The sequence below is a fragment of the Mycolicibacterium llatzerense genome (assembly GCF_000878195.1).
Taxonomy (GTDB): domain Bacteria; phylum Actinomycetota; class Actinomycetes; order Mycobacteriales; family Mycobacteriaceae; genus Mycobacterium; species Mycobacterium llatzerense.
In genome coordinates this window covers 13,501-40,386 of record NZ_JXST01000050.1, presented here as the reverse complement: position 1 = coordinate 40,386, position 26,886 = coordinate 13,501, and the positions used below count along the sequence as shown (strand labels likewise).

Genomic DNA, 26,886 nt, shown 5'->3' with positions numbered 1-26,886 from the left:
CCCGCGCCGCCTCCGCCGCCGAGCCAGAAGTACAAGCCGCCGGTGACCCATGCGCCCGCGCCGACGCACACCACCACGACGCACGCCCCGACGACGACTGCGCCGCCGTCGACCACCACCACGCCCACCACGACCGAGCCGCCGCCTCCGCCGCCACCGTCTACGACGGAGACGACGACCTCGGCGACGCCGACCATGACGACGAGCTATATCCGGCTGCCGTTCGTCCCCGTGCCGATCCCGATCCAGGTGCCAAAGGGGCCCGATCAGCCAGTGGAATCTCAGCCGCCGGCCAACCCGTACTACCCGCCGCAGCAGCAATATCCGTACGGGCAATACCCGCAGCAATACCCGCAGCAGTACCCACAGCAGTACCCATATTGATGATTTGAACTGCGTCAATCGCTATTGACGTGAGCGTCAGAATGTGGTGTGAACAGGAATTTAACTTGCCCGCATATCACGAATGCGGGAACCTTGTTCTATGAATTTGGCAAGAACTCGTTTGGTGGGCCTGGTCGGCGCCGCGGCGATGGTAGCTGTCGGTGTGATCGGCGCGGTTGCCGCCGGAGTCACCGACGGCGGCGCGGTCGCAGGTTCTGACCACGCTCCGACCAACACCGTTTTCAACAAGCCTGAAGTGCCGGATGTGAACATCGGCGCGACGCAGACGTGGGCACCGGCGACTTCAACTGCGCCGACAATGAGCGCCGCGCCGGCAATTAAGGCAGGATAGGCGCCTATGAAAACTGCATGGGGTGTTGCTGCGGCAACGTCGCTGGGTGCTGTTGCGTTGATGTGCAGTGGCGTGGCCTCCGCCGGCTCTGCACCCAATGTGGTCGGCCAGAAATTCAGCGACGCACGATCTGCGCTGGCCAGCGCGGGTTTCAAGCCGTTGGTGTCGACGACGGTGGGCGATCAGCTCCAGTGGCCGAGCTGTGTGGTGACCAATCAGGTCGCCCGCACGGTCTCGGCGCCGGCCAACAGTGGCGGTTCGAGCAGCAATCAGGTTTTGCTGTCGCTGAACTGTGAGGCCGCGTTCGCCACCCCGGGCAACCCCGGCAACTCGCTGGGCAGCCCGGCGGGCTCGCAGGCGTACGCGTCTGCGTCGGCATCGGCGGCTGCGGCCGCCGCGTCGTCGTCCGCTGCCGCCGAGGCGGCTGCGGCTGCCCAAGCGGGCCAGGTCTGGGAGGGTCAGCAGTCCGGACGCTGAACCGGAACCGGTTGTTACCGGACGGTTTCAGTTTTTTTCGGCGGCGTCGAATACGCTTTTGGCCGTAAATCCGGCGGCTCGACATTGCTGATTCGGAGAGTTCGCCATGGACTCGCTGGCTGGCGCCGATATTTCGCATGAACCATGTTTTGCTGACGGCGTGCTGAGGCATGCCCGAAGACGATGAGAATTCCACTCTGACAGGTGATTTCAAGCGTGTCGCAAGTTGCGTCAAGTCTGCCTGAGCGGCTTGTATATTCCACTGTGCCGGAAATGGATCGTCGTAACTTGATGCGCGCGTCGGGGCTGGGCCTGTTGGCCGCCGCCGCGATGCCGTCCCCCGCCGCTCTGGCGGATCCCCAACCGGGCAGTTCGCCCACGCCGCCGCTGGCCCCGCCGCCGGCCGCGCAAACGCCTTCCTACATCTTCCACGACGAGTTCGACGGCCCCGCTGGTTCGCGGCCCGACCCCGGCAAGTGGAACATCTCCCCGCAGCGCGAGACCATCAAGAACCCGGTGTTCTGGGACCGCCCGGAGAACATGGGCCAGTACCGCGACGACCGGGAGCACGTCTTCCTGGACGGCAAGGGCAACCTGGTCATCCGCGCCACGCGCGACGCCAACGGTAGGTACACGAGCGGCAAGGTCTTCGGCACCTTCTGGGGTGGCATCAACACCACCTGGGAAGCCCGGATCAAGTTCAACTGCCTGACCAACGGTTGCTGGCCGGCCTGGTGGCTGTCCAACGATCACCCCGTCGTCGGTGGCGAGATCGACCTGGCCGAGTGGTACGGCAACGGCGAATGGCCGTCGGGCACGACCGTGCACGCGCGGTCGGACGGCACGTCGTTCGATACCCACCCGCACCCCATCGACGGCGGCTGGCACACCTGGCGCGTCACCTGGAACGACGCCGGTATGTCGTTCTGGCAGGACTACGCCGAGGGCATGCAGCCGTACTTCTTCGTGCCTGCGAACTCGCTGGACGACTGGCCGTTCAACCTGCCCGGCTACTCGGTGTTCCCGGTGCTTAACCTGGCTGTGTCCGGTTCCGGTGGCGGCGACCCCAAGGGCGGCAGCTACCCGGCCGAGATGCTCGTCGACTACGTGCGGGTCTGGTAGACCGCCGACAACTGTCAATGGGCCCCGCTTCGGCGGGGCCCATTCTCTATTGCGGCCCGCGACCGCGGAACGTGGTGCCGGCCCGCTCCAGCAGTCCGCGCACGCGGGTGATGCCGTAGCCGGTCTCCTCGGCGAGCTGGCGGATGCTCTCGCCGTTCTCGTAGCGGATGCGCAGTTCCTTGCCGATGCGTTCGGACGTCGTCGGGTCCAGCCGAACGTGCTTGGTCACGGGTGGCACGTCGATGGCGCCGCCGGCGTAGCCCTTGTGCACCTGGCCGCGCGGCGTGACGTCGTCGGCGGACTCGTCGCCCCAGGCGGTCCAGCCCGGCTGCGGGTGCCGGGCGAACAGTTCCAGGTACGGGCCGGGGGAGCAGGCCTCGATGAAGCCGTACTGCTCGTCGGGCTTGCGGGAGTGCTCGCGCTTGCGGGTCTCGATCATGTTGACCTGGCTGCGGGCGTGCGGCAGCGTGCGCATGCTGCCGCGCACACCGAACAGGATGATCTCGGTGACGTTGCGGAAGTAGAAGCCGACACCGCGGCCGTCGGGCCCGCCGTCCTTGCGCCGCTTGGCCCAGATGACGTTGGAGACGTAGCGGTAGCCCCAGGCCTCCATCACGCGGAGCCCCTCGGGCAGCAGCGCGTTGGGCACCCACAGGTACAGATGCGAGTCGCGTGCCGCGACGGTGGACACCGGGATGTCGCAGATGGCGTCGAGGTCGAGGGTGGAGTAGCGGTCCAGGCGCCGGTGTTCCGGCGCGACCTTGCCGGTCCGGTTGGTGAAACGCCAAGGGGGATCGGCCAATACGGTCTTCCAGCCGCCGTCGACGGAGGGCAGCGGCGGCGGCGCGGCGATATCGCGCAGGGGAGCGGCCTGTTCCTGGTCGCTGCGTTTCGCCACGTTGACACTCCTACCTTCGAATTAGATCTTTTCGAACGGAGAAGATCTTCACGAAATCGTAGGCGATGACACCGACATTTTCGGGACGGCTGATTTCGGCGCGGGTTGGGGCAGCATCGCTGTCGTTCGCCCGTGTCGTCTGCCAATCGCTAGTTCAGGAAGTAAGCGATGACCTTCTCCTCGGAATCCAGGACCTCGTGCGAGGCCACGCCGAGATACAGCGCGAGCTGCACCGATCCGGCGAGGGCGCTCTCCAAATCGGGTGAGAACGCCCGTTCGAGCACCCCGAGGTAGTCGGACATGCTCGCGTCGAGCTGTCCGATGAGGTCCTGGTATTCGGCCGCCAGTTGATCGTCCAGCGTGCGTTGCTCATCGAGGTAGCGCTCGATCAGCGCTGCCTCGCGCTCGGAGAGGGAGGACGACACCGCGTTGTACATGATGTTGCCGACGGTGTTGCCGATCACGGCGCCGAGTACGGGTACCGGAATCAGCGCTTGTCCGACGAAAGAAGACAGCGCGCTGACGGCGGCTTCCAGAGAGACGAGCTCGGCGTTCTCAATGAACTCCAACTCATCGATCTCGCCGCGGCGGAGCTTGTTCGCCTGCTCCGCTACGCCGAACGCAGCGGTGACCATCGAGCTGGCGACCGCCGCGGACGTCGCGGTGAAGTTCGTGAGCGTGTAGACACTGAGCCCTCGGACACTGCCCTTGATCGCACCGCAGCCGGTCTCGCCCGCAATGGAGGTCCAGTCCTCACCAGTGAAGTCCTTGAGTTCCTTACCCGCGCGGCGCTTCTCAACCACGGCCTGCACCAAGGCGGTGCCGCCCTCGACGGCTGCGGCGACGAGCGTGGCGTTCGCGGCCTCTGCCGACGTCGGCCGGCTCTCCTGGTAAGCGTCATCTCGCAGGCGCTGGTCGGTTGCGCGGATGGAATCCTCCTGCGCCTTCATCGTTGCGCCGATGGTGCCCCTCTGCACCTCGCTGTATTTCAGTTGCGACGGCTCCAGCGACTCGATCCCGATGGATCGCTCTTCGAAGAAGGCCTGCACGCGCTTCCAGTCTCTGAGTGACGGGCCTCCGTCGGCGTTCGTCAGCCTATTCGCCTGATCGGGTGGCATGGCCCACAGCGTGTGGATCATTTCGAAGTGGTCGCTCGGGATTTGGTACTTCCCGCCATTTGCCACGAAGTCGGGATACTTCCGGAGGTGTTCCTCGATGGCGCCCAGGCCGAATCGACCACCGGCCGCGACGAACTTCTGCTGAATCGCCACGCCGCTGCGCATTAGGTCCACAGGTCCGTTGTCATCAACCCACTGGTAGACGCGTCCCCCTCCGAGGACCTGACTCCGAGCGTTGCCGACGCCCACCTCGGCGACTTCTGCGATGAAGCCGTGCATGCCCTTGACTCCGCCGCGGTCAGCGGCGACCACTTCGAGGTCGATGGTGCGAGTTGCCTCAGCGACGCTGGCGAGCGCGTCGCGGAGATTCTGATCCTGCCGTCTCAATGCGCCCAGCAAGGTGTCCAGTCGAAGTTGATTCAAGTAGTTCACCCACGAAGCGACGGCCTGCTCCTGGTTGCTCTTCGCGAGTTTCGCGGTGTCACTCATCAGCGGCATCTGGCGTGATGCGCGTGCTTAGCAGGGCCGCACACGCCTTGGTGGTGTTGACCAGCGCGGCGAGCCGGGACTGCTGCGGCGCTGACAGCGCGCGGAAATCGGCACCGAAGAACTCCACCGCTTCGCCGTAGCTCTTCATGAGCAGTTCACGAATGGAGACGGTGCGCTCGAGGAGATCGTCGATGCTGGCCTCCAGGCCCTTTATGAGCGCGGTGTTCTGCTTCACCGCGGTCAATGCGGCCTGCTGCGCCTCTCGATTGTCGGACTTCTGCTTGGCGAAGACCGCGATCGAGGCCAGGAGAGAGGCTCCCGCCACCGTCCAGCCGATAGGGCCTGCGAGTGCGAGCAGGGCGCTGCCTGCAGCAGTTCCTCCTCCGCCGGCTGCTACCGTGCCGCCGCCGAGCCATGCGAGAGCCGCCTTGGTCGCGACGGCCCCGGAGAGGGTAGAGATCGCGGTACCGGTCGATGCAGTGCCGAAGGTGGTAGCGACCCAAATCGCTGCGGTCGGGGCCACGCTCGCGACCGCAGCGCCCGCCGTCACCCCAACTCCGGCGCTGGCGGCTGAAACTCGTGCTGCTTCGAGGTCCTTCCGGGCGAATTCCTCCGCGTCCAGGAACTGTTCCTTGTGGACGTCGATCTCGTCGAAGTCAGCCTCAAATGATTTCGGAGTATTGGCGATGCTGTTCACGAGCAGCTCGACGAGCTCGACCAGGTCCGTCGAGCGCTCACGCTGGCGTAGGACGGACTGACCTTTGTCGTTCATCGCGACGAACGCGGCGTTGTACTCGGCGATGGCCTCGGCGTATGGGTCCGATTCCTTCGCTGTCAGCTTCTCAACGCTGTCCACAGCAGCGTCCATGAATTCGCCGGCCTGCTCGAACAACTGCGCTGAGGTTCTTCGCGCGAACTTGCTGATGTCGCCAACCGTCTTGCCAAAGCCTCCCCCGGCCTTACCCATACCGTGCGGCTCAACCACCGCGACCTCCGACCTCCCGTTGCTGATCCCCTACAGCCGAGAGACTATCGACCGGGGCTGACAGGTCAGGTCTCCCAGAGCCCGATGTCGGGTGTTGTTTCGGCAGCCTCAGGGTTCGGAGCGTGCTGAACCCAGGTACGGGCGCAGATCGCGACCGCCAGCAGCGGGCAGCCGCCACTGTCGCCGCGTTGCATCCGCGGCCGCAGTTTCTCGGTGTTGGTGGTGGTCGTGGTGGCCAGAATCCGGCGGGCGCGCTCGTCGTCCATGCCGGCTTCGATGCCCAGCCGGTAGCCCAGGGTGCGCAGGTCGGTCTGGGTGCGGGTGATGATGACGGCGACGTCGATCAGCGCCGCGTCGTACAGCGCGCGGTAGGCGCTGAGATCGCGATCGAGGTTGCCGTCCTTGGCATTCCACTCCACATCGAGTGCCAGCCGGTCGACGAAGTTGTCGACCTTGTAGCCCTCGTTGAACACCTCGGTGTCCGCCAGGGTGGGGTGCGCTTCGCCGGCGGGCTTGTGCGGCATCTTGCGCAGCTCGAGGCGGATACGGGTGTCGACGCGTGCCTCGCGCCAGCCCTTGTCGCGGAAGGCGGTGTTGAGCCGCGCTGCCAGCTCGGTCTCCTGGCCCCCTGGTTGGACGAGGTCGTCGGTGCGCAGCTGAAATTCGTGCAGGGCGCTGAGGAGCTCGTCGAACCGCTGCGGGTTGGTGGCGGCCAGGATCGCGGCGGCGTTGCGGGTCTCGATGAACTCGTACCGGTCGCGGATGTGCGGCGGCAGCACGCGGGTGTACGAGTCCGTCAGATCCACGGGGCGACGGTAGCAGTGGGACACCTCGGGGACTTGACGCCTGTGCAATCGTCATCGAATGGATCAGCGTGACGATATTGACCTCGCCGAGCTTGCGGCGCTGCTTCGTGAACGGAATGCGCTCGATGCTCGACTGGGACGGCTGTTGGGCAGGCCTGCACTTCCTGGACATATCGGCGAGTGGATCGCGTCCCGGGTTTTTGATGTCGAGCTGGAGCAGGCCGCGAACGCCTCGGGCTACGACGGCCACTTCACGACGGGCGAGCTGTCCGGTCGCACCGTTAACGTAAAGGCGTATGGAAAGCGCGAGGGACTACTCGATGTGAACACGACTGTGCCCATTGACTATTACCTGGTCTTCACGGGCCCAAAAGCTGCGGCAGCGTCGTCGCGCAATTCCCTCCGGCCGTTCTGTATCGAGTCTGTGTTCTTGTTCGACGCTGTGCGTCTGCATGCTGAGCTGCTCGAGCGAGGTGTGCAACTCGGGGTTGCATCGAGTGTGCTTGCGGCCCAGTGGGAGGCGGCGGAGATATACCCACGCGCCAACAATCTGGACCTGGTGGTCAGCGAACCTCAGCGCGGACAGTTGGAGATGTTCGCGCCTGAGTGGACTGCCTAACGAAGCCTTCGGCCAGCCAATTCGTGGACGACAAGCGACGCGTTCGCCGTAGCACGGTAGCTGATATTGACCTTGGGGCAGCCTAGATTCGGCGGACGACGGTCACCGCCCTCGCAGCACCGTCTCCAACTGTTGGGCGGTGAGCTCCCAGCCATTGTGGAAGTTCTCCTGTTCGTGAGCCGGCAGCAGGGAGTGCTCGATCGCCATCAGCGTCTCGCCCTCGCCGTGGGGTTCGAAGGTGACGTTGACGACGCTGGCCATCGTCGGATCAGGCCAGTTCGAATTGCTCCACGTGAAACGCAGCAGACGCGGACGGTCGATCTCCAGGAAGCGCCCGATGATCAGGACGAGGCTGCCGGAGTGTTCGACGTCGAACTGCAGCTTGCCCCCGACGTGCGGTTCGACGGTGATGGCGACACAGCGGTCGGGGCGCGGACACATCCAGTCCGCCAGTGACTCGACGTCCAGCCATTCGCCGAACACCACGTCCGGCACTGCCGGCATGATGCGCTGGACGCGTACGGTGACGGGCTCTGTCATTGGCCATTCCCTTTGCGGCGCAAGCGGTCAGCGAGGGCGTCTGCCCGCACCGACCAGAAGTTGGATTGTTCGTTGATCCACTGCTGCGCCACGGTCAGCCCATCGGGGCGCAGGGACACCCAGCGTTCCCGGCCGCGAACATCGCGTTGCACCAGGCCCGCCGATTCCAGCACGCCGATATGGCGGGAGACGCCGGCGAACGTCATCGGCAACGGTGCGGCCAGATCGGTGATGCGCGCATCGCCTTGCCGCAGCGTCTCCAGCAGCCATCGGCGCGTCGGATCGGCCAAGGCGGCATAGGCCCGATCCAGCAGTTGATCTTCAACCATCTTGTTGACTATAGCGATGGATCATGCTCTGCTGGAATAGAGATATTCAACAAAGTTGTTTAATGATTCTGTAGAGGAGGAACACCATGCAGAAACCCGAAATCGTGACAGCGGCCGAGTGGGACGCCGCGCTCGAGAAAATGCTCGTTGCGGAGAAAGAATCGACCCGGCAGCGGGACCAACTGGCCGCGATGCGGCGCCGCATGCCCTGGACGCCGGTCACCAAGGACTACACGTTCATGGGACCCGACGGTGAACTGAGCCTGACCGAATTATTCGGTGGGCGAAGGCAACTCGTCATCTACCGCGCGTTCTTCGAAGAGGGCGTCAAGGGTTGGCCCGAGCACGCGTGCCGTGGCTGTTCGATGATTGCCGACAACGTGGGACACGTCGCGCATCTCAACGCTCGCGACACCACGCTGGCGTTCGCGTCACGTGCGCCGCAGCCCGACATCGCGCGGATGACGGCCAAGATGGGCTGGAAGATGCCCTGGTACACCATCACCGACGACTTCGACGTCGACTTCGGCGTGCACGAGTGGCACGGCACCAACGCCTTCATCCGGGATGGCGACGCCGTCTTCCGCACCTACTTCATCAACAGCCGCGGCGACGAAGCACTGGGCAGCTCGTGGAGCTACCTCGACATGACGGCGCTGGGCCGGCAGGAGACCTGGGAAGACTCCCCACCCGGGTACCCGCAGGACGCGCCCTACGAATGGTGGGACTGGCACGACACCTACGGCGAGCACCAACCCTCCCGCTGGTTCGGCGACCCCGACCCCAGCAAGCCCAATGATCCCCGTCCGCCGCGCGTAGAAGGGTGCGACTCCTGTGAGCGATGAATCCGAACTCGCGGTGCTGTACCAGCAGACCCTGGACCGCATCATCGAATTGGTCAGTGCGCCAGGTGCTTCGGCAGATGCGGCGGTCGCCGCCTGCCCTGGCTGGTCGGTGCGGGATGTACTCGCACATATGGCCGGAGTCGCACAGGACTGGGCTGCGGGCCGCCCGGCCGCACCGCCCACCGACGCGCAGACGGCAGCCCAAGTGGCCCGGTTCGACGGGCGCGGCGTGGACGACATCCTGCGCGCCTGGGGCGAAGCGGCAACGGAAATGCCGCGGCTGGCCCGGGAGGGCATCGCCCCGCCCCTCGGCGACATCGTCGTCCGCGAACACGACATCCGGGACGCGCTCGGCCGGCCGGGTGTGCGGGATTCCGCTGCCGTGCAGAGTGTTTCCGATCAACTGCTGCGCATGCTGGAGACGCCGGTGCCGGTGCGGGTCATCGTCGAGGACGGCGAGTACCGCTGTGGTCCGGATGGGGACCCGGCGATCGATCTGAAGACCACGCGATTCGAATCGATCCGCTGGCGCACGGGGCGGCGCAGCCGCAGTCAGATGGCGGCCATGGCCTGGTCGGGTGACCCGGCGCCGGTACTTGATCAGCTGTACCTGTTCGGGCCGGCGACTACCGATCGCGTTGAGTGACAGTCAGTTCCAGTCGACCAGGCCCAGTTCGATCAGCCGGGTGGCGGTACTGAGGGCGTCGGTCCTGATCTGATCGGGGGCGAAGCCGGTCGCGTCCGCTGCGGCGACAATGAGGTCGCGCAGCGGCCGTCGCCCGTCGAGCTCGAGCACCACAGGGAGCGCTACCGGAGATACCGTGGCGCACACGCTGAGCCCCGGTAGGGTCCACAGCTGCGTCGGCGCCGGTTCGTAGCCGCCGTCCCCACGGGACAACGTCTGGTCCAACCGGTTACCGGGCAGCGGGGTCAGCACCGCGTCGAGCAGGTCCTCGTCGGTCAGCTGGGCCAGCCGTCGCCGGTGCGCGAACACCCGTTGAATCTGATCACTGGCCGACCCCGTGGGGGAGCCCGGCATTTCGTCGGTCCACAGGTGCTCGGTCCGAGTGTCATTGCGCTGCATGATGATTGCGCCGGTCGTCAGCGCCTCGATGCCCTGGTCGCGATAGAACGCCAGCCAGCGATCGAGGGCGGCCGCGAAATCGGCGGTTGCGTGCACGCTCTGCACCAGCCAGGTCTCGGCATGCTCGATGGGATCATGCGTCGCGAACCGCAGAACCCAAGCGTCGCAACCTGACTCCGCGAACCACGAGCGGACCGGCGCCACCCAATCGCCGTCCGCCGGATGCGGCCAACTCGCCAGCATGGTGGCCCAGCCCCCGGTGCGCAGCCGCGGCGCGATGTCGTGAACCAGCTGCTGGCCCAGGCTGCCGGGCTTGCGGGCTGCCTGACCGGCGTCGCGCCACAGGTAGGTGTTGTCGGGCGAGATGATGAATGGCGGATTCACCGTGATCAGGTCAAAAGTCTGATCGCCGACGGGTTCCAGCAGGCTGCCTTCGCGCCAAGTGACATTCGACAGGCCGTTGAGTCCCGCGCCGAACTCGGCCAGCCGCAATGCTCGGGTGTTCACGTCGGTACCTGTCACGTGGGCAGCGTGGCCGGCGGCTTGGAACGCCTGCACACCACCGCCGGTGCCGACGTCGAGCGCATCGACGTCGGGGAGGCGCACCGTGAGGTCGGCCAACGTCATGGACGCCTGCGCGACGGCGACGACGTGTTCCCGGCCGGTCGGGCGCCCGTCCTGCCAATCGTGGGCGACGAGCATGTCGTCGGCCCACCCGATGCACATCGTCGCCTGCACATGGTCGTCGCTGCGGGTGAGCAGGCAGGCGTCGACCAGGTCGTCGATGTTCAGTGGGTGTAGCGCCCCCGCTGCGTCGGCGGTGGGCACCGCCAGGCCGGCCAGGAACAGGTTGACCAGGGTGGCCAGTGGATCGGAGCCCAGGCGGTGCGCCAGCACAACCGCCTCAAGGGGATTCGGCGCGATGCGGCCGCTGCCGAGCCCGCTCGGTGAGTAGCGCGCGGCAGCGAGCACCTTGCCGAGGTCTGCGGCGCAATCGACCAGTCGTGCGCCGGCTTCGGTCACTTGTGGAACGGGTTGGTGATCGAAAGCGATGGTGCGCCAGTGATCTTCTGGAACACGTTGAACTTCTGGAAGACGTTGACCTTCTGCAAGTTGTCGAACTTCTGCAGGTTGTCGAACTTCATGAACGGGAAGTTCACCTTCTGCATGTTCCAGAATTTGATGAACGGTGCGTTCAGCTTCAGGAACGGGGGCGGGGCGGTATTGATGCCACCGACGTCGCAACCCGTTTCGCAGGTTGCCGGCGCAGCCGCAGCCGACGAGGCGGTGGCCAACGTGACACCCGTGGTCGCCGCCAGCGCCACCAATGACAACGTCACGGTCCGGTTCAACTTTTCGCTAGCCATGGCAGCCTCCGATTAGCCACACGGTGCAAAAACATGCAGGTCAGATGCTATCAGCGAACAGTCCGGCGGACCTAGGAAAATATCTCCGTATGGTTTGCCGCTACCGTCGCGGCGGGGTCAGCAACGCGACGACGGCATCGGTCAGCGCCGCGCGGGCGACGTCGAGATCCGAGGTGAAACCGATCTGCCGTTCGTTGCTGAGACCGCGGATCGCGGCGGGCAGCAGGCATCGCACGCGATGCAACTGGTCCGGGTCGACGTCGAGCCCGTCCATCAGATAGTCGAAACCCTGAATCCAGTCGAGCTCACGGGCCGCGAAAGCCGCTGCGGTGCGCGGGTATTCGGCGGCGATATCGGAACGCCGCGCCGGCAGTGACGTGCGCAGTGCGGTCAGGGCTCGTCCCTCCGCGGTATCCAAGTAGCGCCAGACGGATTCGATGGCCCCTTCCACCCGCTCCCGCAAGGTGCCGCTGCGCGGCGTTTCCGGACCAGAAGACCAACTGCGGGAATGGATTTCGGTGATGACCGCAACCCAGAGCCCGTCGAGGTCGGCGAACTGGTGCTGCACCGTGCCCCAGGTGACGCCCGCATCCTTGGCGATGCGGTTCGCCGACACCGGCTCGCCACCGCTGTCGGCCAGACAACGGATGGCGACGTCGAGCAGGCGCGCCCTGGTTTCCAGGCCGCGTTTGTTGAGCTTGGTGCCGGCGCCCGACTGGGTGACGACGGCCTGCCACTGCTCCCGGGCCAGGGCCGCCTGCGGGGAATCCCGGGCCGCGTGCTCAGGCAAATCGACCGGGGTTCGCCGCGACCGCACGGTGCAGCGTCGGTCGGTTGGCGCGGTAGGCCTCGACCACGGGTGCGAGCTCGTGCGGGCTGGCTCCGTGCATGATCACCGAGTGCACGCCCAGATCAAACTGGCGGGCAATGGTTTTCGCGCAGTCCTGCGGCGACCCCTTGGCGACGGCGTCCAGCCATTCGGTGGGGATCAACTCGGCGATCCGCTGTAGCGTCTCGAACGACGCACTGGCATCGATGGGTCCGGCGGTGGCCGCATCGGTGAACAGGTCGGACTGGCGGATGCGGTCCCACGTCGCGCGATCCCAGCCGTTGGCCGAGACCAGCACATCCGGGTAGGCCTGCAGATAGGTCGCGAGCCGCCCGACACCACGCCGGATCTGGTCGTCCTCGGACAACGCGTCGGGCACCGTCGCCAGACATGCCCAGATGCGGACGCTGTCGGGGTCCCGGCCCGCCTTCTCGGCGCCCCGGCGGACCGCGGCAACCGACTTCTCCGTCGCTTCATCGGAGAAAAAGGTATGCAGGACAACAAAATCGGCGATCTCGCCGGCGAGCTCCATGGTCTTCGGGCCGACTGCCACCAGGCCGATCGGCGGTCCGTCGTCCAGGCCGTTCACGTGGCGCAGCATGGGCCATTTCCCGGCCGGGCCATCGTGATTGAGGATCATCTCGCCGGCCCAGAGCCGGCGCAGGATGCCGAAGAAGTCGCGCAGGCGGGCCTCGGTGACCACCGGCAGCCCGATCGCCTGCCAGTACGGTCCCATCCCGCGGCCGAACGCCATGGCGAACCGGCCTTCGGTCAGTGCGTGCATCGTCGACCCGATGGTCGCGGTCACGGTGGGGTGACGGGTGTGGTGATTGGTCGACGGCGCGATGCCCAGCGTCGTGCTGGCGCCCGCCACGGCGCCACTGAGGACGCCGGCGTCCTTCACGGTGAAGCGCTCGCCGATGTGGCAGGAGCCCAGACCGAGCGCCTCGGCGGCCCGGGCCTCGGGCAGCACCACCCGGGCATCGGCGGGGTGCCGGGTGACGGCGTAGTAGCCGAGCTCGTTGAGCTGGTCTGGCGTGCTCATAGTGCGCCTTTCATTAGAGACGCTTAGCACTGTTAATCATCTAGGAGCAATTGTCAATGAGGGTTCTCAATAACTTGGGGACGGCGTATCCGTCGAGGCGCCCGCTGCGTCGATGCTGGGGAACCGGGCATGCAACCGATCGATCAGGAACCTGGCCTCGTCGAGGTCGCGGCGGAGGTCGCGGGCGCGTCGCCGCATCGATCGCGCCCGCTCAGACCACGCCGACGCATCCGGTAGCGACTCAACCCGGGACAGCCTGGACGCCAGGTCCCACGCATGCCTGCGTAGCTCCGCGCGCAATGCCCGAGCCTGTGCCACATCGGCATCTTCAGTCACAAGAGACATATTTACACCACGGTAAATTGCCTTGCATGGCGGCCTTCGGCTTGCGGAGCCCTAGCTGGCCGGCTCTGGGTTGGATGACACCTTCTTGCGACTCGATGCCGACACTGTCAGGACCACGTCGACAACGGCGTCGAGGAACGTGTCGTCTATCGGTTCGCCCGTCACGATCACGCGATGATGAATCGGGCCGACGAGCCACTCGGCCAACGCGGCCACGTCGGTCTCGGGGGGCAGCTCATTGCGTTCGATCGCGCGAAGGAACGGTTTCTGGTCGCGGGTGCGCTGATCATCGAGGTAGCGGGATCGAAAGGTCTGTGCCAATTCCGAATCGTGTTGGGCTTGTCCGATGAGTGCGCGGTAGACGACGCCCGCGTCATCGGTGGTGAGGAAGTGCGCGGTATCGCGCAGATGTGCGCGCAGATCGGAGTCCAGGCGGCCGGTATCGGGTGGCTCCAAAGCTGCGGCGGCATCTTCGAGGAATGCGTCCATGAGGACTTCTGTCTTGGAGCCCCACCAGCGATAGACGGTCTGCTTGGCGACGCCTGCCGCTTTGGCGATGCCTTCGATGGTGACCCCGGAAAAGCCCTTTTCGACGAGCAGATCATCAGCAGCGCGCAGTACGGCTTCCCGCGCGGCTTCACTGCGACCGTGCCGGTTTCCGTGATGTGGTTGCGCGTCTGCCATGGCTCGATTGAACACCATCGTAGCCCTAGACTAGACACAACGTTGCGTCTATTGTAAATCGCATGACCTCAACCTTGAACCGACCGGAATACGCCTCGATCATCGATCGCCTGTTCGCCGATGCGAAATTGGATGATCAACGGCGGCAAGGGCTTTCGCCGACCGACTATGCCATCGTCGAACGTGCCGACATTTGCCAGGACTTCTACCTTTCTGTGGCCCCTGACTCGGGCCGGCTGCTTTACAGCCTGGTCCGCGCACTGAAGCCCTCGACCATCGTGGAATACGGGATGTCCTATGGCATCTCCACCCTGCACCTGGCCGCTGCAGTCCGGGACAACGGTGTCGGACGGATCATCACCACGGAGATGAGTTCGCAGAAGATATCCGCAGCCCGCGCGACGTTCGCCGAGGCGGGCGTTGCGGACTTGATCACGATTCTGGAAGGGGACGCGCGCACGACCCTCGAGACCGTCACGGGCCCAGTGCAATTCGTGCTTCTCGACGGCTGGCCCGATCTGGACTTGCCGGTGTTGAAGATCCTGGAGCCGGTGTTGGCGCCCGGCGCGCTGATTCTCGGAGACAACGTCAGGCTCGACCCTGACCACGTCTACCGCGACTACGTCAACGCGCCGGCGAGTGGTTACGTCAGTGTCCCGATTCCCCTCGACAAGGGTATGGAATTGACCGTTCGGGTGTAGTTCCGACCTACAACTCGCGGATCACCCGCGCCGGCGAGCCGACCGCGAGGACGCGAGGTGGCAGGTCGCGGGTGACCACCGAACCGGCTCCCACGACGGTGTCGGCGCCGATGGTGACGCCCGGGCACACGATGACGCCGCCGCCCAGCCACACGTTGTCGCCGATCGTGATCGGTTCGGCTGCTTCCCACTTGTCCCTGCGGACGCTCGGCTCCAAGGGGTGGGTGGCCGTCAACAGCTGCACATTGGGGCCGATCTGGACGTCGTCACCGATGCTGATCTTGGCGACGTCGAGCAGAATGAGGCCGAAGTTCGCGAAAGTGCGCGCGCCGATGGTGGTTTGGTATCCGTAGTCGCACTGCAGCGGCGGACGGATCTCGCTGCCCTCGCCGAATGTGCCGAGGAGTTCGCGAAGCAGGCGGTTTCGTTCCTCGAGGTCGGTGGGATCGAGGGCGTTGATCCGGTGAGTGAGCTGCTGTGCGCGTTGCGAGTCGCGGATCAGTTCGGGGTCGTCGGCAATGTAGAGGTCACCAGCGAGCATGCGGTCGCGCATCGAACGATCCATAGAACCACGTTAGGTGCTTCGGCCGCGGTGAACCTTTTTGACGGCCGCTTCGTTCAATTGGTATGAGCATCATCGACTTCCGCCGCCGGCGCTCCGCAGCGCCGACCTTCGTGGTGGTCGACCGTCTGCATGGCCGGCGCGCCGAAGAGGTGCCCGGCGAACAGATCGCGGCGACGGTCTCGACGTGGCTCGCCGAACTGGGCGTGGAGAGCCCGCTGATCGACGCGCTGGAAACGGCCGCGCAGAGTCAAGACTGGCCGACCGTGTACGCCCTTGGGGAGCGCCTGTCGGTCGACGTCATGGTCGCGTAGCCGAAACCGTAAGTGCCACTGGTCAATCCAGAGCCAGCTTCGTCGGCATGCCGTCGATGCTCGACAGGTTCTTCTGCTGCCAGTACTCGGCGACGCCCTCCGGGCCTTTCTTCTCGGCCCAGGTGTCGAGCAGGACGCGCTCGGACTCGACCGACATGAGCGGCACGCCGAAGCCGCACGAGGTTTGGACCAGGTCCACGGTCATGTCGTAGATCTGGCGGGCGCTGATGTGGGGCGGGAACTCGCGGTAGAGCTCGTCCCAGTCAGGGTCTTCGGGCTGGACTTCGCGAGCCGTGCCGTACAGCCGCAGAATCAGGGGCTCGCGGTCGAACGAGCAGAACATCAGCGTCATCCGCGGGTTGTCGAGCAGATGCGCCGAGGTCTCGTTGCCGCTGCCGGTCAGGTTCAGCCACGCCACCCGATTCGGGCCGAGGACCCGGAGCGAGTCCAGGCCCTTCGGGGAGAGGTTCACTCGGCCGTCGCTCGCCGCCGTCGCCACGAAGTACATGCTTTGCGCGGCAATGAAGGTGCTGAATCTGTCGGTGATCTCCGGGAACTGCTTGGCCATAGGGGCATGGTTTCATGGCGGAGCGGAATCGGTCGACAGAGTTTCGAGCGCGCTATGGAGCTGTGTTGGCGACTGAGTCGTGATGCATCTGGACTGCCGGCGCGACCCAGCGACGGAGGAAGGCGCGCAGTTCCTCGCCGTGCCGCTCGGGGCCACCGGGATCCAAGATGAACGACTGCAGTGTCCGCAGCATGAACTCGACGAGCTCGTCGAGTTGCCTGCCGCTGAAACCGGCTGCGGGCCAGTCGACTTGGAAGCGCTCGAGGATCGACCGACCGAACGAAATCGACGTTTCGGAGGTGACGCCGGCGGCGAAGGCGCTCGCCCTGCCGGGGTGCATGACCAAGCTCAGATAGCGGTCGTTGGGGAGTTGTTCCAATGTGTATGCGATGCCTTCGATCACGGCCTCGGTGGGGTCGGTGATCGATTGCAGGTCTTCGGCCAAGCGGTCCAGAAAGCCTTCGACTGCCGACAATGCGGTGCCGGTCATCAGCGCGTCGAGGGTGGGGAAGTAGCGGTACACGGTCTGCCGGGTGATCCCGAGTTCGGTGGCCACATCGGACACGCTCACCGAACCCCGCTCGTCGATCGATGACCGGGCCGCGCTGACGATGCGGCGCACCGCCTCGTCGTCGTCGACGGGGATGTCACCAGACCAGCCGTGTCTGCGCATCACCGCATACTTCCATCCCGCTGCTCCCCTGCGGACCCCATCTACTCTTGACCATACATAGTGTCGCTACTGTATGGTCCGATTACTCCCGAGTGTGAAATGAGGTCAGCCATGACGGCGATCGCCGAAGGACCGGTCAGTAGTCAGAACGAGGCACTGACGAGGCGTGCCTTGCGCCATGCAGTCGACAAGACGACGGATATGGCCGACCGCGAACTGCGGGTGCCGTTGCACTACTACCGAGATCCGAAGATCACTGAGATCGAGGAGTCGCAGGTGTTGCGGCGCGTGCCGCTTGCGATCGTGCCGTCGGCCCAGATTCCCAACGCCAACGACTACGTCGTGCGTTCGGTGCTGGGTGATTCGCTACTGGTGACCCGAGATCGCGACGGTGTCAGTCACGTGTTCCTCAACTACTGCCGCCATCGCGGCGCGAAACCCGCGTGTGGAGCTGGCAACGCTGCGCGATTCACTTGCCCGTACCACGCGTGGAGCTACAAGAACACCGGCGAACTGTTCACCGTTCCGGGCAAGGCAGGTTTCGATTCGATGGACAAGGCCGACTACGGACTCGTTGAGTTGCCGAACGAGGAGCGGCACGGCTTCATTTGGGCCGTCCTGACCGCCGGTGCCGCCATCGACGTCGACAGCCACCTCGGGTCCATCGGTCCGGAACTCGAGCTGATGAATTACGCCGCGTACGGGTATCACACCGAGAAGGAGTTCCAGTCGCAAGTGTCGTGGAAGGGAGCCCTCGAAGCGTTCGCCGAGGGGTACCACTTCCCATTCGTCCACGGCGAGAGCGTGATTGGGCAGAACACCCTGCCCAACACCGGGGTGTACGACGAGTACGGCAAGCACCACCGAATCGGCTTTCCCTTCAACTGGGTCGCCAATCTCGCTGACGACCCGTCCGGCTCCTGGGACCCGCACCAGAACATGGGCGTCATCTACTGGATCTATCCCAATCTGATCTTGGCGAACAGCCCGATTGGAGTGGAGATCGTCGACATCCTGCCCGCTGGGGAGCCAACCCGATGCTCGGTGCGCCACAGCTGGATGGGGCGCGTGCCGGCCACCGATGACGAGATGCGTGCGGTCTATGACCAGGTGTACGACAACGTCCACGCCGCGGTCGTCGACGAGGACTTCGCCATGTTGCCCCAATGCGGGGAAGGTGTCAGACACGGCCAGCACGACCACATGATCATCGGCCGCAACGAAATCGGAGTGCAACACATGATCAGGGTGTTCGCCCAGGAGCTCGGTGTAGCGCTCCAATAAGGACGCACCCCTCGCTCATTGGGGCGATCTCAGAGTCGCCAATCGGAATCTGCCGTCCCGCGGTCGTCCGAGGGCTAGATTCGGTGCCAAATCCGGACCGAAGAAGGTGCGCCCATGCCGAACGCCCGCGGACTGCTGCTCAACCCGAACGATTTCGACCCTCAACACCTCGATCCGGAGTCGCGGCGCCAGTTGCGCGCGCTGATCGAATGGTTCGAAGATCGCGGCAAGGTGCGGTTGCTGCAGGACGACCTGGCCGCGACCTGGGTCACCGACTTTCTCGAATTCATCAAGCGGGAGAAGGTTTTCGCGACGTTCCTGACGCCGTCGGAGTTCGCCGACGGTGATCCGAACAAGCGCTGGGACACCTCGCGCAATGCCGTGCTGAGCGAGATCCTCGGCTTCTACGGGCTGGCGTATTGGTACGCCGAACAGGTCACCATCCTCGGCCTCGGCCCGATTTGGCAGAGCGACAACATCAAGGCCAAGGAGCGGGCCGCCGCGCAGCTCGAGGCGGGCGGCGTCATGGCGTTCGCGCTGTCCGAGCGCGAGCACGGCGCCGACATCTACAACACCGACCTGCTGCTGACGCCGACGACCGACGAGGGCGTGGTGTTCCGGGCTTCGGGGGAGAAGTACTACATCGGCAACGGCAACGTGGCCGGCATGGTGTCGGTGTTCTCGCGCCGCACCGACGTCGACGGACCGGATGGCTATGTCTGGTTCGTCGCGGACAGCGGCCATGAGAACTACGAGCTGATCGACAACGTGGTGCACGGCCAGATGTACGTCAGCACCTTCCGGCTCAACGACTATCCGGTGCATGAGGAGGACATCCTGTGCACGGGGCCGGAGGCCTTCTCGGCGGCGCTGAACACCGTCAACGTTGGCAAGTTCAATCTGTGCAGCGGCTCGATCGGGATGTGTGAGCACGCCTTCTACGAGGCGATCACGCACGCGAACAATCGGATCCTCTACGGCAACCCGGTCACCGACTTCCCGCACGTGCGTGCGTCATTCGTCGACGTCTACTCCCGGTTGATCGCGATGAAGTTGTTCAGCGATCGCGCCATCGACTACTTCCGCAGTGCCGGCCTCGACGACCGCCGCTACCTGCTGTTCAATCCCGTCACCAAGTCCAAGGTCACCTCCGAGGGCGAGCGCGTCATCACTCTGCTATGGGATGTGCTGGCCGCCAAGGGGTTTGAGAAGAACACCTATTTCAACGAGGTGAACCGGTTGATCGGTGCCCTGCCCCGACTGGAGGGCACCGTGCATGTGAACGTCGCACAGATCCTGAAGTTCATGCCCAACTACATGTTCAACCCGGGCAGCTACCCGCAGATCGGCACCCGCGACGACACGGCCGACGACGTGTTCTTCTGGGCGCAGGGGCCGGCGCGTGGCGCGTCGAAGGTGCAGTTCGCGGACTGGGCGCCGGTATACGAGCGGAACCTCTCGGTTCCGAATGTGGAGCGTTTCTACGAACAAGTGTTGGCGTTCAAGGACCTACTGGCCACAGCGGCGCCCGATGCCGACCAACAATGCGACCTCGACTTCGTGCTCGTTGTCGGCCACTTGTTCACCCTGGTGGTCTACGGGCAGCTGATCCTCGAGCAGGCCGAACTGACCGGGCTCGACCGTGACCTGTTGGATCAGATCTTCGACTTCCAGATCCGCGACTTCTCGTCGTATGCGGTTGCGCTGCATGGAAAGCCGAGCTCGACTGCGGCGCAACAGGAGTGGGCTTTGGCCGCGATCCGTAAGCCCGTCGCCGATACGGCGCGCTTCGATCGGGTCTGGGCGCAGGTGGCCGCCTACGACGGTGCCTACGAGATGCGGCCCTAGGTCAGGGGACGAAACACCGGCAGCGCCCGGTAGCGCACGCTGAAGGTGGCCTCGCTCAACGCCTCGCCGACCTCACCGTCGTGGGCAACGGTCGTCGGTCCGTCGACAGAGACGAAGCGGAACTCTGGCACCTGCAGCTCGTGATAGAGCGGGCTGCGTTCCAGTCGGCCCAACGCCACGGACGTCGCAATACGCAGCCGGCCGAACCGCCGCCCGGTCTCGAGGATCCGTACGTCGATCAGCCCGTCGTCGAGACGTGGTCGCTGCGACGGGGCGAATCCGGATGGGAAGTACTTCGAATTGCCGAGGAAGAAGAGTTCGGTCTCAAGTGTCTTGTCGTCGTAGCTGATTCGCACCGGAGCTTCCCGGCGCAGCGTCAGATAGAGCGCGCACAGCCCGGCCAGCGGCTTGCCCATCCGGCGCTCGAGCTTCTCGCGGGTCCGCACGTACTTCGGGTAGGCGCCGATGCTGGCGGTGTTGATCACCATGCGTTCGTCGTTGAGGCACACCAGGTCGACGTAGGCCGCGGTGCCTTCGGTGATCGCTTCGACGGTCCGGGCCACCGAATCGCAGCCGATGTCCTTGGCGAAGTGGTTGAACGTCCCACCGGGGAACACCGCGAGCGGGACACCCTGCTCGACGGCGATGCCCGCCGCGCACGCCACCGTTCCGTCGCCGCCACCGATGGCGAGCACCTCGACGCGTTTGGCTGTTTCGCGCAGCACCGCTTCGATGTCGTCGTCTTTGTCGAGTTCGACGATCTCCATGCCCGGCAAGGCTTTTCGGGCTTCGTCGATGATCCGTTTGCCCGTCCCGTCACCGGAGGCCGGGTTGATGACGAGTGCGACGCCTGTGCCGTCCGGTCGCGGCTCGGTGTGGAATCGCAGCGGATCAGAAGTCGGCAGTGTGGCCGCAGGGATGGTGGGGACGATGCGGGCGCCGACAACCGCGATCGCGGCGCCGATGCCGAATCCGGCGAACACGTCGCCTGGATAGTGCGCACCGGTGGCGACCCGCGACAGTCCGACCAGGCCGGCGAGTAGTGCCAGCGGCAGGCCGGCCAACGGGGATTCCAGCCCGACGGCGACCGCGAAGGCCGCGGCGCTCGCGGAGTGGCCGGACGGCAACGAGTGTGACGTCGGCATTCTTCTGGCCCGGCGCACCACCGGGATGCGGCTATGGTCCGGCCGGGGACGCCGCCAGATCCGTTTCGCCAGCTGGTTGGTCACCAGGCTGGTCACTGCGAGGCTGACGACGCCGCGCGCGGCCCCGCGCTTCACCGACGTGGTGCCGAGCGCGCCCAGCCCGGCCGCGATGGCGAACCACAGCTTGGAATGGTCTGCGGCCCTGGTCAGCCGGGGCATCACGGTGTCCAGGAATGGGCTGGGGGATTCGGCGACCGCCTCGAAGACCTCACGGTCCAGAGTGCCCAGGCCCTTGCCGATCGCGCGGACGTCCATGGGGCCAACGTATCTGTCGCGGCGAGATCGTGCCGCAGGCTTTCGTGGAGCCGATGACGGGAATCGAACCCGCGTATTCAGCTTGGGAAGCTGATGTTCTGCCATTGAACTACATCGGCACGGTGGTGCTGACGCAGGATATCAAGCTGGCCGTTAGTCTCGTCGGGTGCTCCTCTCCGACCGCGATCTCCGGGCCGAAATCGCTGCTGGGCGTCTCGGCATCGATCCGTTCGACGACGCCATGGTCCAGCCCTCCAGCGTCGACGTCCGGCTGGACAGCCTGTTCCGGGTTTTCAACAACACCCGCTACACGCACATCGACCCCGCACAGCAGCAGGACGAGCTGACCACTCTGGTCGAGCCCGACGAAGGTGAACCCTTCGTCCTGCACCCGGGCGAGTTCGTGCTGGGCTCGACACTCGAAACCTGCACGCTCCCAGACGATCTGGCGGGCCGGCTGGAAGGCAAGTCGTCGCTGGGTCGGCTCGGGCTGCTGACGCACTCGACCGCGGGCTTCATCGACCCGGGCTTCTCGGGCCACATCACGCTGGAGCTGTCGAACGTCGCCAACCTGCCGATCACCCTCTGGCCCGGCATGAAGATCGGCCAGCTGTGCCTGCTCCGCCTGACTAGTCCGGCCGAACACCCCTACGGCAGCGACAAGGTCGGCTCCAAGTACCAGGGCCAGCGCGGCCCGACACCCTCGCGGTCGTACCTCAACTTCTCCAAGCCCTGACCTGCGTTGACCGCGAACTGACGCACAACTTTTGCAAGTAGGGAACTGCGTAGATTCGCAGTCAACGCCTGCTGGGGCTGGGTCTGCTCTGGCGGCGTCAACCACTCGGCCTTTCCAGCCATAGATTCAGGGTCAACGGCCACGGACGAGCTTCTGCAGTTGATCCGGTAACCAGGGCGTTCATTACTCGCACTTTTGCGCCCTCACGTGAGAGTCAACGGAAACTAGCCGCTCGGGGCCGGGCTCGTCGGCCCGACCGGGCTGGTGGGCACCGTGGTGGTCGACGTAGTCGGCGCTGTGGTCGAAGTAGTGGTGGTGCTCGCCGAAGACGAAGTAGTAGTTGTCGTCGGTGAAGTAGTGGTCGTCGTTTGAGTAGCAGGCGGCGCCACCGGAACGCCCGTGGTCTCGGTAACAGTCGCGGTCGCCGTCGACGTAGAAGTCGAGGCCGAAGAAGAACCAGCCGGAGCCAGCACCGCACACGCCACACGCCCGCCGGCGTCGCCGGTGGCCAGTGTCTCGGCGTCTGGACCTGAAACACCGTCGTGCGTGTACCGCGGCGGGATGTTGGCGAAGTTGTCCGGACCCTGATGGATGATCAGCGCACTGCCCTGCGGCCCTTTCAGGGCTGACTCGGTGAACGCGTCGGTCGTCGCAACGACCTTCCCGGTGCCGTCGCCGCGGATGTTCAGCGGCGTCAGATCGCCGCTCGACGGATGGCCGGTATGTCCGGCGACCTGCAGATGACCGCCGGCGGACGCGAAGTCTCCTTCGCACTTGCCCACGGAATGGATGTGCATGCCGTGGCTGCCGGGGGCCAGGATGCCGCCGCCGGTGGTCTCCGCGGTCACCGTGGCGTAGCCATCAGAAAAGTCGATGGCGGCGTTGGCGACGGGTCTGCCGTCGGACGTCTTCAGCACGACGTTCAGCGCTGACGGATTCGCCTGAGTCCAGGTGGTGGGCGGCGCAGACGTCGACGGCTTCGACATCTGGTTGGAAGTGCAGCCCGCCAGCACAAAGACCGGCGCGGTGAGCAGGGCAGCAGCGGCAGTTGCGCGATTCAACATCCCAGCCGAATACCCCGAACGGCCACTGTCTAACCGCACGATGTTTCACGCGAAACGAAGCCCGAACTACTACAACCACCACCGAGGCGCCACTCGAAAGCCCGATGTGAGGCTGGTGTAACACGTCGGAAACGCAGTCGCCGCGTGCCGGAAACGCCACGCAGACATTCTCGTCAAGATTGTCGAAGGAGACCCACGTGCAAGGCATCGATCCCGCCGCCACCGCCTGGCTGCTCGCCAGCACCGCCCTGGTCCTGCTGATGACCCCGGGCCTGGCCATCTTCTACGGCGGCATGGTCCGTACGACCGGCGTGCTCAACATGATCATGATGAGCTTCATCTCGATTCCGCTGGTCACGGTCGCGTGGCTGCTGCTGGGATACACGCTGGCCTTCTCGGAGGGTGACGGTTTCCTCGGCAGCCTCGAACACTTCGGCATGCTCGGCATCGGCCCGAGCACGAACCACGGCGCCGTCCCGGAGCTGTTGTTCGCCACCTTCCAGCTGACGTTCGCGATCATCACCGCCGCCCTGATCAGCGGCGCCATCGCCGACCGCGCCAAGTTCTCGGCGTGGATGGTCTTCGTCCCGGTCTGGGCGATCGTCGTCTACAGCGTCATCGCGCACTGGGTCTGGGGTCCGGACGGCTGGCTCGCCAAGATGGGCGCTTTGGACTACGCGGGCGGCCTGGTCGTCGAGATCGCGTCGGGTGCCTCGGCCCTGGCGCTCGCCATCGTGCTGGGCCCGCGCATCGGCTTCAAGCAGGACTCCATGCGTCCGCACAACCTGCCGTTCGTTCTGCTCGGCGTCGGTCTGCTGTGGTTCGGCTGGTTCGGTTTCAACGCCGGCTCGGCGCTGGCCGCCAACGGCACCGCCGCCGCGATCTTCCTCAACACCCTGGTCGCGGGCTGTCTCGGCATGCTCGGGTGGCTCACCGTCGAGCAGGTGCGCGACGGCAAGCCGACGACGTTCGGCGCCGCGTCCGGCGTGGTCGCCGGCCTGGTCGCGATCACCCCGTCGTGCGGCACGGTCAACACCCTCGGCGCGCTCATCGTCGGGCTGCTGGCCGGCGTGGTCTGCTCATTCGCGGTCGGCCTGAAGTTCAAGCTCAACTATGACGACTCGCTCGACGTCGTCGGCGTGCACTTCGTCGGCGGTGTCGTCGGCGTCGTGCTGATCGGTCTGCTGGCCACCGACGTCATGACCGGCGGCGCCCGCGGCCTCTTCTACGGCGGCGGCTTCGCGCAGCTCGGTAAGCAGCTGCTGGCCATGGCCGTCGTCGCGGCATACGCCTTCACGGCGACCTTCGTGCTCGGCAAGATCATCGACAAGGTGATGGGTTTCCGGGTCAGCGCAGAAGACGAAACCGCCGGCGTCGACTTCACGCAGCACGCCGAAACCGCCTACGCCGAGGGCGTGCACGGCCACCTGGGCACCCGCCGGCCATCCGGTTCCAGCTCGCTCACCGATCTGCTGAAGCAACCCCGCCCGGACGCCGAAGACGCCTAAAACTGCTTAGGTCATCTACGCCAAACGCGGGTAGGGTTGAACCACCGGCATTGGCGGGACTCTGTCAGCCAGCGCCGCGGCCAGAACTGCATCGGGCCCATTGAGCTGGGGTAATCGGTAACGCCTCCGCCGCCCGCCACGATGAAGTTTCTAGTTGTGGCCTGCGCGTCAGGGGTTTCTCGGTGTCGGCCTAGATAGCGTAGCGAACACTATTGGAGGGTCAGTGGACATCGTTTTGGGTGTGTCTATGACGCCAACCACGGTGCGTATGGCGCTGGTTGAGGGCGATAAGGCCGACGGTGAAATCGTCGACCACGATATTTTCGAAACACAGATGGCGGACGGTTCAGCAACGCCCGTCGAGCAGGTTGTCAGCGCCATCCTGGGCACCCGGGAGAGCGCCGCGGAGGGTGGTCACCACCTCAAGTCGGTGGGTGTCGCCTGGAGTGACCACGACGCCGCCGCGCGGTTGCGCGACGCGTTGGACGCCGCCGGCGTCAAGGACGTCATGATGGTTTCCGAGCTGCATGCGGCCGGCTCTCTGGCGCAGGCCGCGGGGCAGGCGGTCGGCTACTCGAGCACCGGTCTGCTGTTCGTCGACCGCGACACCGCCACCATGTCCGTCGTCGATCCCGACGGTTCGATCTCCAAGGTGCTGAGCCGCAGCCTGCACAGCACCGACGCCATGGCCGTACTGGGCGATATGGCCGCCGCCGTCGCGAGTGCGGACTCGTCGCCGCAGGGCATGTTCGTCGTCGGCGCAGGCGTCGATGTCACCGCCGTGCAGGCCCACCTGGCCGAACTGCTCGACATCCCCGTGAATGCCCCCGGCGACGCCGACCTGGCGCTGGCTCGCGGGGCCGCCCTCGCCTCGGCCAACGCGCCGATGTTCGACGCTGCCACCGCGGGCCTGGCCTACTCGGCCGCGCCGGGTGGCGCCGTTGCCGCAGCTCCGCTCGCGACTCCGCTACTGACCGCCGACGAGTTCGGTTTCGACGAGCTGGGCGACGCCCCGGTGGTCGCTGACCAGGGCCGCAAACCGTTCCTGCTGGTCGGTAGCGCGCTCACCTCGATCTTCGTGGTCGGCGTTGTGGCCCTTGCCATCTCGCTTGCGGTGAGCATCCGCCCGACGGTCGATCAACGGCCGGCACCTGCCCAGGCCGCCATCGTGCCCAGCGCTCCGGTCGTCGCACCCGTGCCGCCGCCGGCGGCCGTCCCGCCGCCCGCACCCGCTGCAGTCCCCGAACCGGCACCCGAAGCTGTCGCCCCGGCGCCGCGCCACGTCGAAGCGCCGCAGGTGGTCAAGGAATCCGCGCCTCAGGTCCATGTGCCGGCGCCCGAAGCTCCGGCTCCGGCCCCCGTGCCGGTGTCGATGCCTGACGTCCCGGCCGCTCCCGTCGAGCCGCCCGCGGTGGTTCCCGCCCCGGCTCCCGTGGTGTTGCCGCCTCCGGTCATCGCGATCCCCGGTCCGCAGCCACCCGCCTGGAACCCGTGGGCCCCGCGCCAGCGCCAGCCCCAGTGGGTGCCGAGCGATCCGGGCAACAACTACCCGGACTACCCGAGTCGCGGCGGCCGTGGCCATGACGACGACGGCTACCCGGGCAATTACCCAGGCAATGGCTATCCCGGAAACCAGTACCCCGGGCAGTACCCCGGTGGCTCGAACGGCTACCCCGGCGATTACCCCGGTAACAACGGCAATGGCAATGGCAATGGCAACGGCAACGGCGGCAAGAAGCAGAAGCAGCCCAAGCAGACCTGCTTCCTGATTTTCTGCGCCCCGAACTGACGTAGCAGCAGTTCGTCACCTGCCGTTGGCCTGACGCTCAGTGTCGCGTAGCGACGCGCTC

At 65.6% G+C, this 26,886-nt stretch carries 31 protein-coding genes, 1 tRNA gene and 1 pseudogene; 14 read left to right on the top strand and 19 right to left on the bottom strand.

All coding sequences use genetic code 11. The annotated features are described in order from the left end of the window. A pseudogene (locus TL10_RS31500) lies at nt 1-197 on the bottom strand (hypothetical protein); the annotation flags it as partial. On the opposite strand from TL10_RS31500, the gene TL10_RS31495 reads away from it, so the two are divergent. The 4 genes from TL10_RS31495 (at nt 196) to TL10_RS25815 (ending at nt 2,335) form a co-directional block, all read left to right on the top strand. Next, nucleotides 196-384 (top strand): hypothetical protein, encoded by a 189-nt coding sequence (locus TL10_RS31495; protein ID WP_043987904.1) that lies wholly within the window; start codon nt 196-198, stop codon nt 382-384. The pseudogene TL10_RS31500 and the gene TL10_RS31495 overlap by 2 nt on opposite strands. 124 nt (nt 385-508) lie before the next feature. Then, nucleotides 509-736 carry a hypothetical protein gene (locus tag TL10_RS25825; protein ID WP_043390057.1) on the top strand — a complete coding sequence of 76 codons (228 nt, stop codon included), beginning with the start codon at nt 509-511 and terminating at the stop codon, nt 734-736. 6 nt (nt 737-742) lie between these two features. Then, on the top strand, nt 743-1,213 hold the full coding sequence (locus TL10_RS25820; protein ID WP_043987903.1) for a PASTA domain-containing protein: 471 nt from the start codon (nt 743-745) through the stop codon (nt 1,211-1,213). 273 nt (nt 1,214-1,486) lie between these two features. Continuing rightward, nucleotides 1,487-2,335 (top strand): glycoside hydrolase family 16 protein, encoded by an 849-nt coding sequence (locus TL10_RS25815; protein ID WP_081936485.1) that lies wholly within the window; start codon nt 1,487-1,489, stop codon nt 2,333-2,335. A 46-nt stretch (nt 2,336-2,381) separates the two neighbouring features. Here TL10_RS25815 and TL10_RS25810 read toward each other — a convergent pair whose 3' ends face one another. From TL10_RS25810 to TL10_RS25795, 4 genes are all read right to left on the bottom strand, one after another. Next, entirely contained in the window at nt 2,382-3,233 is an 852-nt protein-coding gene (locus TL10_RS25810; protein WP_043987902.1) for an MT-A70 family methyltransferase, read from the bottom strand. Between the two features lie 149 nt (nt 3,234-3,382). After that, nucleotides 3,383-4,840, bottom strand: coding sequence for a hypothetical protein (locus TL10_RS25805; RefSeq protein ID WP_043987909.1), 1,458 nt, complete (start codon nt 4,838-4,840; stop codon nt 3,383-3,385). Next, nucleotides 4,833-5,825: a hypothetical protein gene (locus tag TL10_RS25800; RefSeq protein WP_234711542.1), complete on the bottom strand. Its 993-nt coding sequence runs from the start codon at nt 5,823-5,825 to the stop codon at nt 4,833-4,835. The genes TL10_RS25805 and TL10_RS25800 overlap by 8 nt, the downstream gene beginning before the upstream one ends. A 65-nt stretch (nt 5,826-5,890) precedes the next feature. Then, a complete protein-coding gene (locus tag TL10_RS25795; protein ID WP_043987899.1) occupies nt 5,891-6,631 on the bottom strand; it encodes a BglII/BstYI family type II restriction endonuclease in 741 nt (246 codons plus the stop codon). A 58-nt stretch (nt 6,632-6,689) separates the two neighbouring features. On the opposite strand from TL10_RS25795, the gene TL10_RS25790 reads away from it, so the two are divergent. Next, complete coding sequence (locus tag TL10_RS25790; RefSeq protein ID WP_043987898.1) at nt 6,690-7,250, top strand: hypothetical protein; 561 nt, start codon at nt 6,690-6,692, stop codon at nt 7,248-7,250. Nucleotides 7,251-7,352: 102 nt separating this feature from the next. Here the strand turns inward: TL10_RS25790 and TL10_RS25785 are convergent, their stop codons facing one another. Together TL10_RS25785 and TL10_RS25780 are read right to left on the bottom strand one after the other, a co-directional pair. Next, nucleotides 7,353-7,790 carry an SRPBCC family protein gene (locus tag TL10_RS25785; RefSeq protein ID WP_043987897.1) on the bottom strand — a complete coding sequence of 146 codons (438 nt, stop codon included), beginning with the start codon at nt 7,788-7,790 and terminating at the stop codon, nt 7,353-7,355. Next, the gene (locus TL10_RS25780) at nt 7,787-8,119 is read right to left on the bottom strand and encodes an ArsR/SmtB family transcription factor (protein ID WP_043987896.1); all 333 of its coding nucleotides are present in this window, start codon (nt 8,117-8,119) and stop codon (nt 7,787-7,789) included. Before TL10_RS25780 ends, TL10_RS25785 begins: the two co-directional genes overlap by 4 nt. An 86-nt stretch (nt 8,120-8,205) precedes the next feature. On the opposite strand from TL10_RS25780, the gene TL10_RS25775 reads away from it, so the two are divergent. Further along, nucleotides 8,206-8,964 (top strand): DUF899 domain-containing protein, encoded by a 759-nt coding sequence (locus TL10_RS25775; RefSeq protein WP_043987895.1) that lies wholly within the window; start codon nt 8,206-8,208, stop codon nt 8,962-8,964. Continuing rightward, a complete protein-coding gene (locus TL10_RS25770) occupies nt 8,954-9,610 on the top strand; it encodes a maleylpyruvate isomerase N-terminal domain-containing protein (RefSeq protein ID WP_043987894.1) in 657 nt (218 codons plus the stop codon). Before TL10_RS25775 ends, TL10_RS25770 begins: the two co-directional genes overlap by 11 nt. Nucleotides 9,611-9,613: 3 nt before the next feature. Here TL10_RS25770 and TL10_RS29840 read toward each other — a convergent pair whose 3' ends face one another. From TL10_RS29840 to TL10_RS25745, 6 genes are all read right to left on the bottom strand, one after another. Then, nucleotides 9,614-11,071, bottom strand: a complete 1,458-nt coding sequence (locus TL10_RS29840; protein WP_052506548.1) for a methyltransferase — start codon at nt 11,069-11,071, stop codon at nt 9,614-9,616. Further along, nucleotides 11,068-11,415, bottom strand: a complete 348-nt coding sequence (locus tag TL10_RS25760) for a hypothetical protein (RefSeq protein ID WP_043390114.1) — start codon at nt 11,413-11,415, stop codon at nt 11,068-11,070. Before TL10_RS25760 ends, TL10_RS29840 begins: the two co-directional genes overlap by 4 nt. A 100-nt stretch (nt 11,416-11,515) precedes the next feature. Then, nucleotides 11,516-12,205: a TetR/AcrR family transcriptional regulator gene (locus TL10_RS25755; protein WP_043390841.1), complete on the bottom strand. Its 690-nt coding sequence runs from the start codon at nt 12,203-12,205 to the stop codon at nt 11,516-11,518. Continuing rightward, a complete protein-coding gene (locus tag TL10_RS25750) occupies nt 12,198-13,289 on the bottom strand; it encodes a TIGR03857 family LLM class F420-dependent oxidoreductase (RefSeq protein WP_043390115.1) in 1,092 nt (363 codons plus the stop codon). The genes TL10_RS25755 and TL10_RS25750 overlap by 8 nt, the downstream gene beginning before the upstream one ends. A gap of 66 nt (nt 13,290-13,355) precedes the next feature. Continuing rightward, complete coding sequence (locus TL10_RS31045; RefSeq protein ID WP_131630815.1) at nt 13,356-13,634, bottom strand: hypothetical protein; 279 nt, start codon at nt 13,632-13,634, stop codon at nt 13,356-13,358. A 51-nt stretch (nt 13,635-13,685) separates the two neighbouring features. After that, entirely contained in the window at nt 13,686-14,318 is a 633-nt protein-coding gene (locus tag TL10_RS25745; RefSeq protein WP_052506547.1) for a TetR/AcrR family transcriptional regulator, read from the bottom strand. 62 nt (nt 14,319-14,380) lie between these two features. Between TL10_RS25745 and TL10_RS25740 the strand changes: the two genes are divergently transcribed. After that, nucleotides 14,381-15,019 carry an O-methyltransferase gene (locus tag TL10_RS25740; RefSeq protein WP_043987892.1) on the top strand — a complete coding sequence of 213 codons (639 nt, stop codon included), beginning with the start codon at nt 14,381-14,383 and terminating at the stop codon, nt 15,017-15,019. Between the two features lie 7 nt (nt 15,020-15,026). Here TL10_RS25740 and TL10_RS25735 read toward each other — a convergent pair whose 3' ends face one another. Then, nucleotides 15,027-15,584, bottom strand: a complete 558-nt coding sequence (locus TL10_RS25735) for a sugar O-acetyltransferase (RefSeq protein ID WP_043390118.1) — start codon at nt 15,582-15,584, stop codon at nt 15,027-15,029. Between the two features lie 62 nt (nt 15,585-15,646). On the opposite strand from TL10_RS25735, the gene TL10_RS25730 reads away from it, so the two are divergent. Further along, on the top strand, nt 15,647-15,895 hold the full coding sequence (locus TL10_RS25730; RefSeq protein WP_043390120.1) for an Rv2628 protein family: 249 nt from the start codon (nt 15,647-15,649) through the stop codon (nt 15,893-15,895). Nucleotides 15,896-15,917: 22 nt separating this feature from the next. Here the strand turns inward: TL10_RS25730 and TL10_RS25725 are convergent, their stop codons facing one another. Beyond that, nucleotides 15,918-16,463 (bottom strand): pyridoxamine 5'-phosphate oxidase family protein, encoded by a 546-nt coding sequence (locus TL10_RS25725; RefSeq protein ID WP_043987891.1) that lies wholly within the window; start codon nt 16,461-16,463, stop codon nt 15,918-15,920. Between the two features lie 52 nt (nt 16,464-16,515). Beyond that, the gene (locus tag TL10_RS25720; protein WP_043987890.1) at nt 16,516-17,136 is read right to left on the bottom strand and encodes a TetR/AcrR family transcriptional regulator; all 621 of its coding nucleotides are present in this window, start codon (nt 17,134-17,136) and stop codon (nt 16,516-16,518) included. A 111-nt stretch (nt 17,137-17,247) separates the two neighbouring features. On the opposite strand from TL10_RS25720, the gene TL10_RS25715 reads away from it, so the two are divergent. Both TL10_RS25715 and TL10_RS25710 read left to right on the top strand, forming a co-directional pair. Then, a complete protein-coding gene (locus TL10_RS25715) occupies nt 17,248-18,420 on the top strand; it encodes an aromatic ring-hydroxylating oxygenase subunit alpha (RefSeq protein ID WP_043987889.1) in 1,173 nt (390 codons plus the stop codon). A gap of 114 nt (nt 18,421-18,534) precedes the next feature. Continuing rightward, the gene (locus TL10_RS25710; protein ID WP_043987887.1) at nt 18,535-20,268 is read left to right on the top strand and encodes an acyl-CoA dehydrogenase family protein; all 1,734 of its coding nucleotides are present in this window, start codon (nt 18,535-18,537) and stop codon (nt 20,266-20,268) included. Here TL10_RS25710 and TL10_RS25705 read toward each other — a convergent pair. After that, on the bottom strand, nt 20,265-21,728 hold the full coding sequence (locus TL10_RS25705) for a bifunctional phosphatase PAP2/diacylglycerol kinase family protein (protein WP_043987886.1): 1,464 nt from the start codon (nt 21,726-21,728) through the stop codon (nt 20,265-20,267). The two genes, TL10_RS25710 and TL10_RS25705, sit on opposite strands and share 4 nt — an antisense overlap. A gap of 45 nt (nt 21,729-21,773) precedes the next feature. Further along, nucleotides 21,774-21,847: transfer RNA gene (locus TL10_RS25700), tRNA-Gly, on the bottom strand. Between the two features lie 47 nt (nt 21,848-21,894). Between TL10_RS25700 and dcd the strand changes: the two genes are divergently transcribed. After that, nucleotides 21,895-22,464, top strand: a complete 570-nt coding sequence (dcd, locus tag TL10_RS25695; protein WP_043987885.1) for a dCTP deaminase — start codon at nt 21,895-21,897, stop codon at nt 22,462-22,464. A gap of 224 nt (nt 22,465-22,688) precedes the next feature. On the opposite strand, the gene TL10_RS25690 is transcribed toward dcd, so the two are convergent. Continuing rightward, a complete protein-coding gene (locus TL10_RS25690; RefSeq protein WP_043987884.1) occupies nt 22,689-23,528 on the bottom strand; it encodes a superoxide dismutase family protein in 840 nt (279 codons plus the stop codon). A 197-nt stretch (nt 23,529-23,725) separates the two neighbouring features. Between TL10_RS25690 and TL10_RS25685 the strand changes: the two genes are divergently transcribed. Beyond that, on the top strand, nt 23,726-25,036 hold the full coding sequence (locus TL10_RS25685; RefSeq protein WP_043987883.1) for an ammonium transporter: 1,311 nt from the start codon (nt 23,726-23,728) through the stop codon (nt 25,034-25,036). Between the two features lie 223 nt (nt 25,037-25,259). Next, nucleotides 25,260-26,825 carry a DUF7159 family protein gene (locus tag TL10_RS25680; protein ID WP_052506546.1) on the top strand — a complete coding sequence of 522 codons (1,566 nt, stop codon included), beginning with the start codon at nt 25,260-25,262 and terminating at the stop codon, nt 26,823-26,825. Nucleotides 26,826-26,886 lie beyond the last annotated feature (61 nt).

Coding starts and splice junctions, on each gene's coding strand:
- TL10_RS25725 (WP_043987891.1), bottom strand. CDS start 16,463: ATGGCCAAGCAGTTCCCGGAGATCACCGACAGATTCAGCACCTTCATT.
- TL10_RS25775 (WP_043987895.1), top strand. CDS start 8,206: ATGCAGAAACCCGAAATCGTGACAGCGGCCGAGTGGGACGCCGCGCTC.
- TL10_RS25760 (WP_043390114.1), bottom strand. CDS start 11,415: ATGGCTAGCGAAAAGTTGAACCGGACCGTGACGTTGTCATTGGTGGCG.
- TL10_RS25745 (WP_052506547.1), bottom strand. CDS start 14,318: ATGGCAGACGCGCAACCACATCACGGAAACCGGCACGGTCGCAGTGAA.
- TL10_RS31045 (WP_131630815.1), bottom strand. CDS start 13,634: ATGTCTCTTGTGACTGAAGATGCCGATGTGGCACAGGCTCGGGCATTG.
- TL10_RS25820 (WP_043987903.1), top strand. CDS start 743: ATGAAAACTGCATGGGGTGTTGCTGCGGCAACGTCGCTGGGTGCTGTT.
- TL10_RS25790 (WP_043987898.1), top strand. CDS start 6,690: ATGGATCAGCGTGACGATATTGACCTCGCCGAGCTTGCGGCGCTGCTT.
- TL10_RS25710 (WP_043987887.1), top strand. CDS start 18,535: ATGCCGAACGCCCGCGGACTGCTGCTCAACCCGAACGATTTCGACCCT.
- TL10_RS25705 (WP_043987886.1), bottom strand. CDS start 21,728: ATGGACGTCCGCGCGATCGGCAAGGGCCTGGGCACTCTGGACCGTGAG.
- TL10_RS25740 (WP_043987892.1), top strand. CDS start 14,381: ATGACCTCAACCTTGAACCGACCGGAATACGCCTCGATCATCGATCGC.
- TL10_RS25750 (WP_043390115.1), bottom strand. CDS start 13,289: ATGAGCACGCCAGACCAGCTCAACGAGCTCGGCTACTACGCCGTCACC.
- TL10_RS25815 (WP_081936485.1), top strand. CDS start 1,487: ATGGATCGTCGTAACTTGATGCGCGCGTCGGGGCTGGGCCTGTTGGCC.
- TL10_RS25720 (WP_043987890.1), bottom strand. CDS start 17,136: ATGCGCAGACACGGCTGGTCTGGTGACATCCCCGTCGACGACGACGAG.
- TL10_RS25690 (WP_043987884.1), bottom strand. CDS start 23,528: ATGTTGAATCGCGCAACTGCCGCTGCTGCCCTGCTCACCGCGCCGGTC.
- TL10_RS25735 (WP_043390118.1), bottom strand. CDS start 15,584: ATGGATCGTTCGATGCGCGACCGCATGCTCGCTGGTGACCTCTACATT.
- TL10_RS25805 (WP_043987909.1), bottom strand. CDS start 4,840: ATGAGTGACACCGCGAAACTCGCGAAGAGCAACCAGGAGCAGGCCGTC.
- TL10_RS25785 (WP_043987897.1), bottom strand. CDS start 7,790: ATGACAGAGCCCGTCACCGTACGCGTCCAGCGCATCATGCCGGCAGTG.
- TL10_RS25780 (WP_043987896.1), bottom strand. CDS start 8,119: ATGGTTGAAGATCAACTGCTGGATCGGGCCTATGCCGCCTTGGCCGAT.
- TL10_RS25730 (WP_043390120.1), top strand. CDS start 15,647: ATGAGCATCATCGACTTCCGCCGCCGGCGCTCCGCAGCGCCGACCTTC.
- TL10_RS25715 (WP_043987889.1), top strand. CDS start 17,248: ATGACGGCGATCGCCGAAGGACCGGTCAGTAGTCAGAACGAGGCACTG.
- TL10_RS31495 (WP_043987904.1), top strand. CDS start 196: ATGACGACGAGCTATATCCGGCTGCCGTTCGTCCCCGTGCCGATCCCG.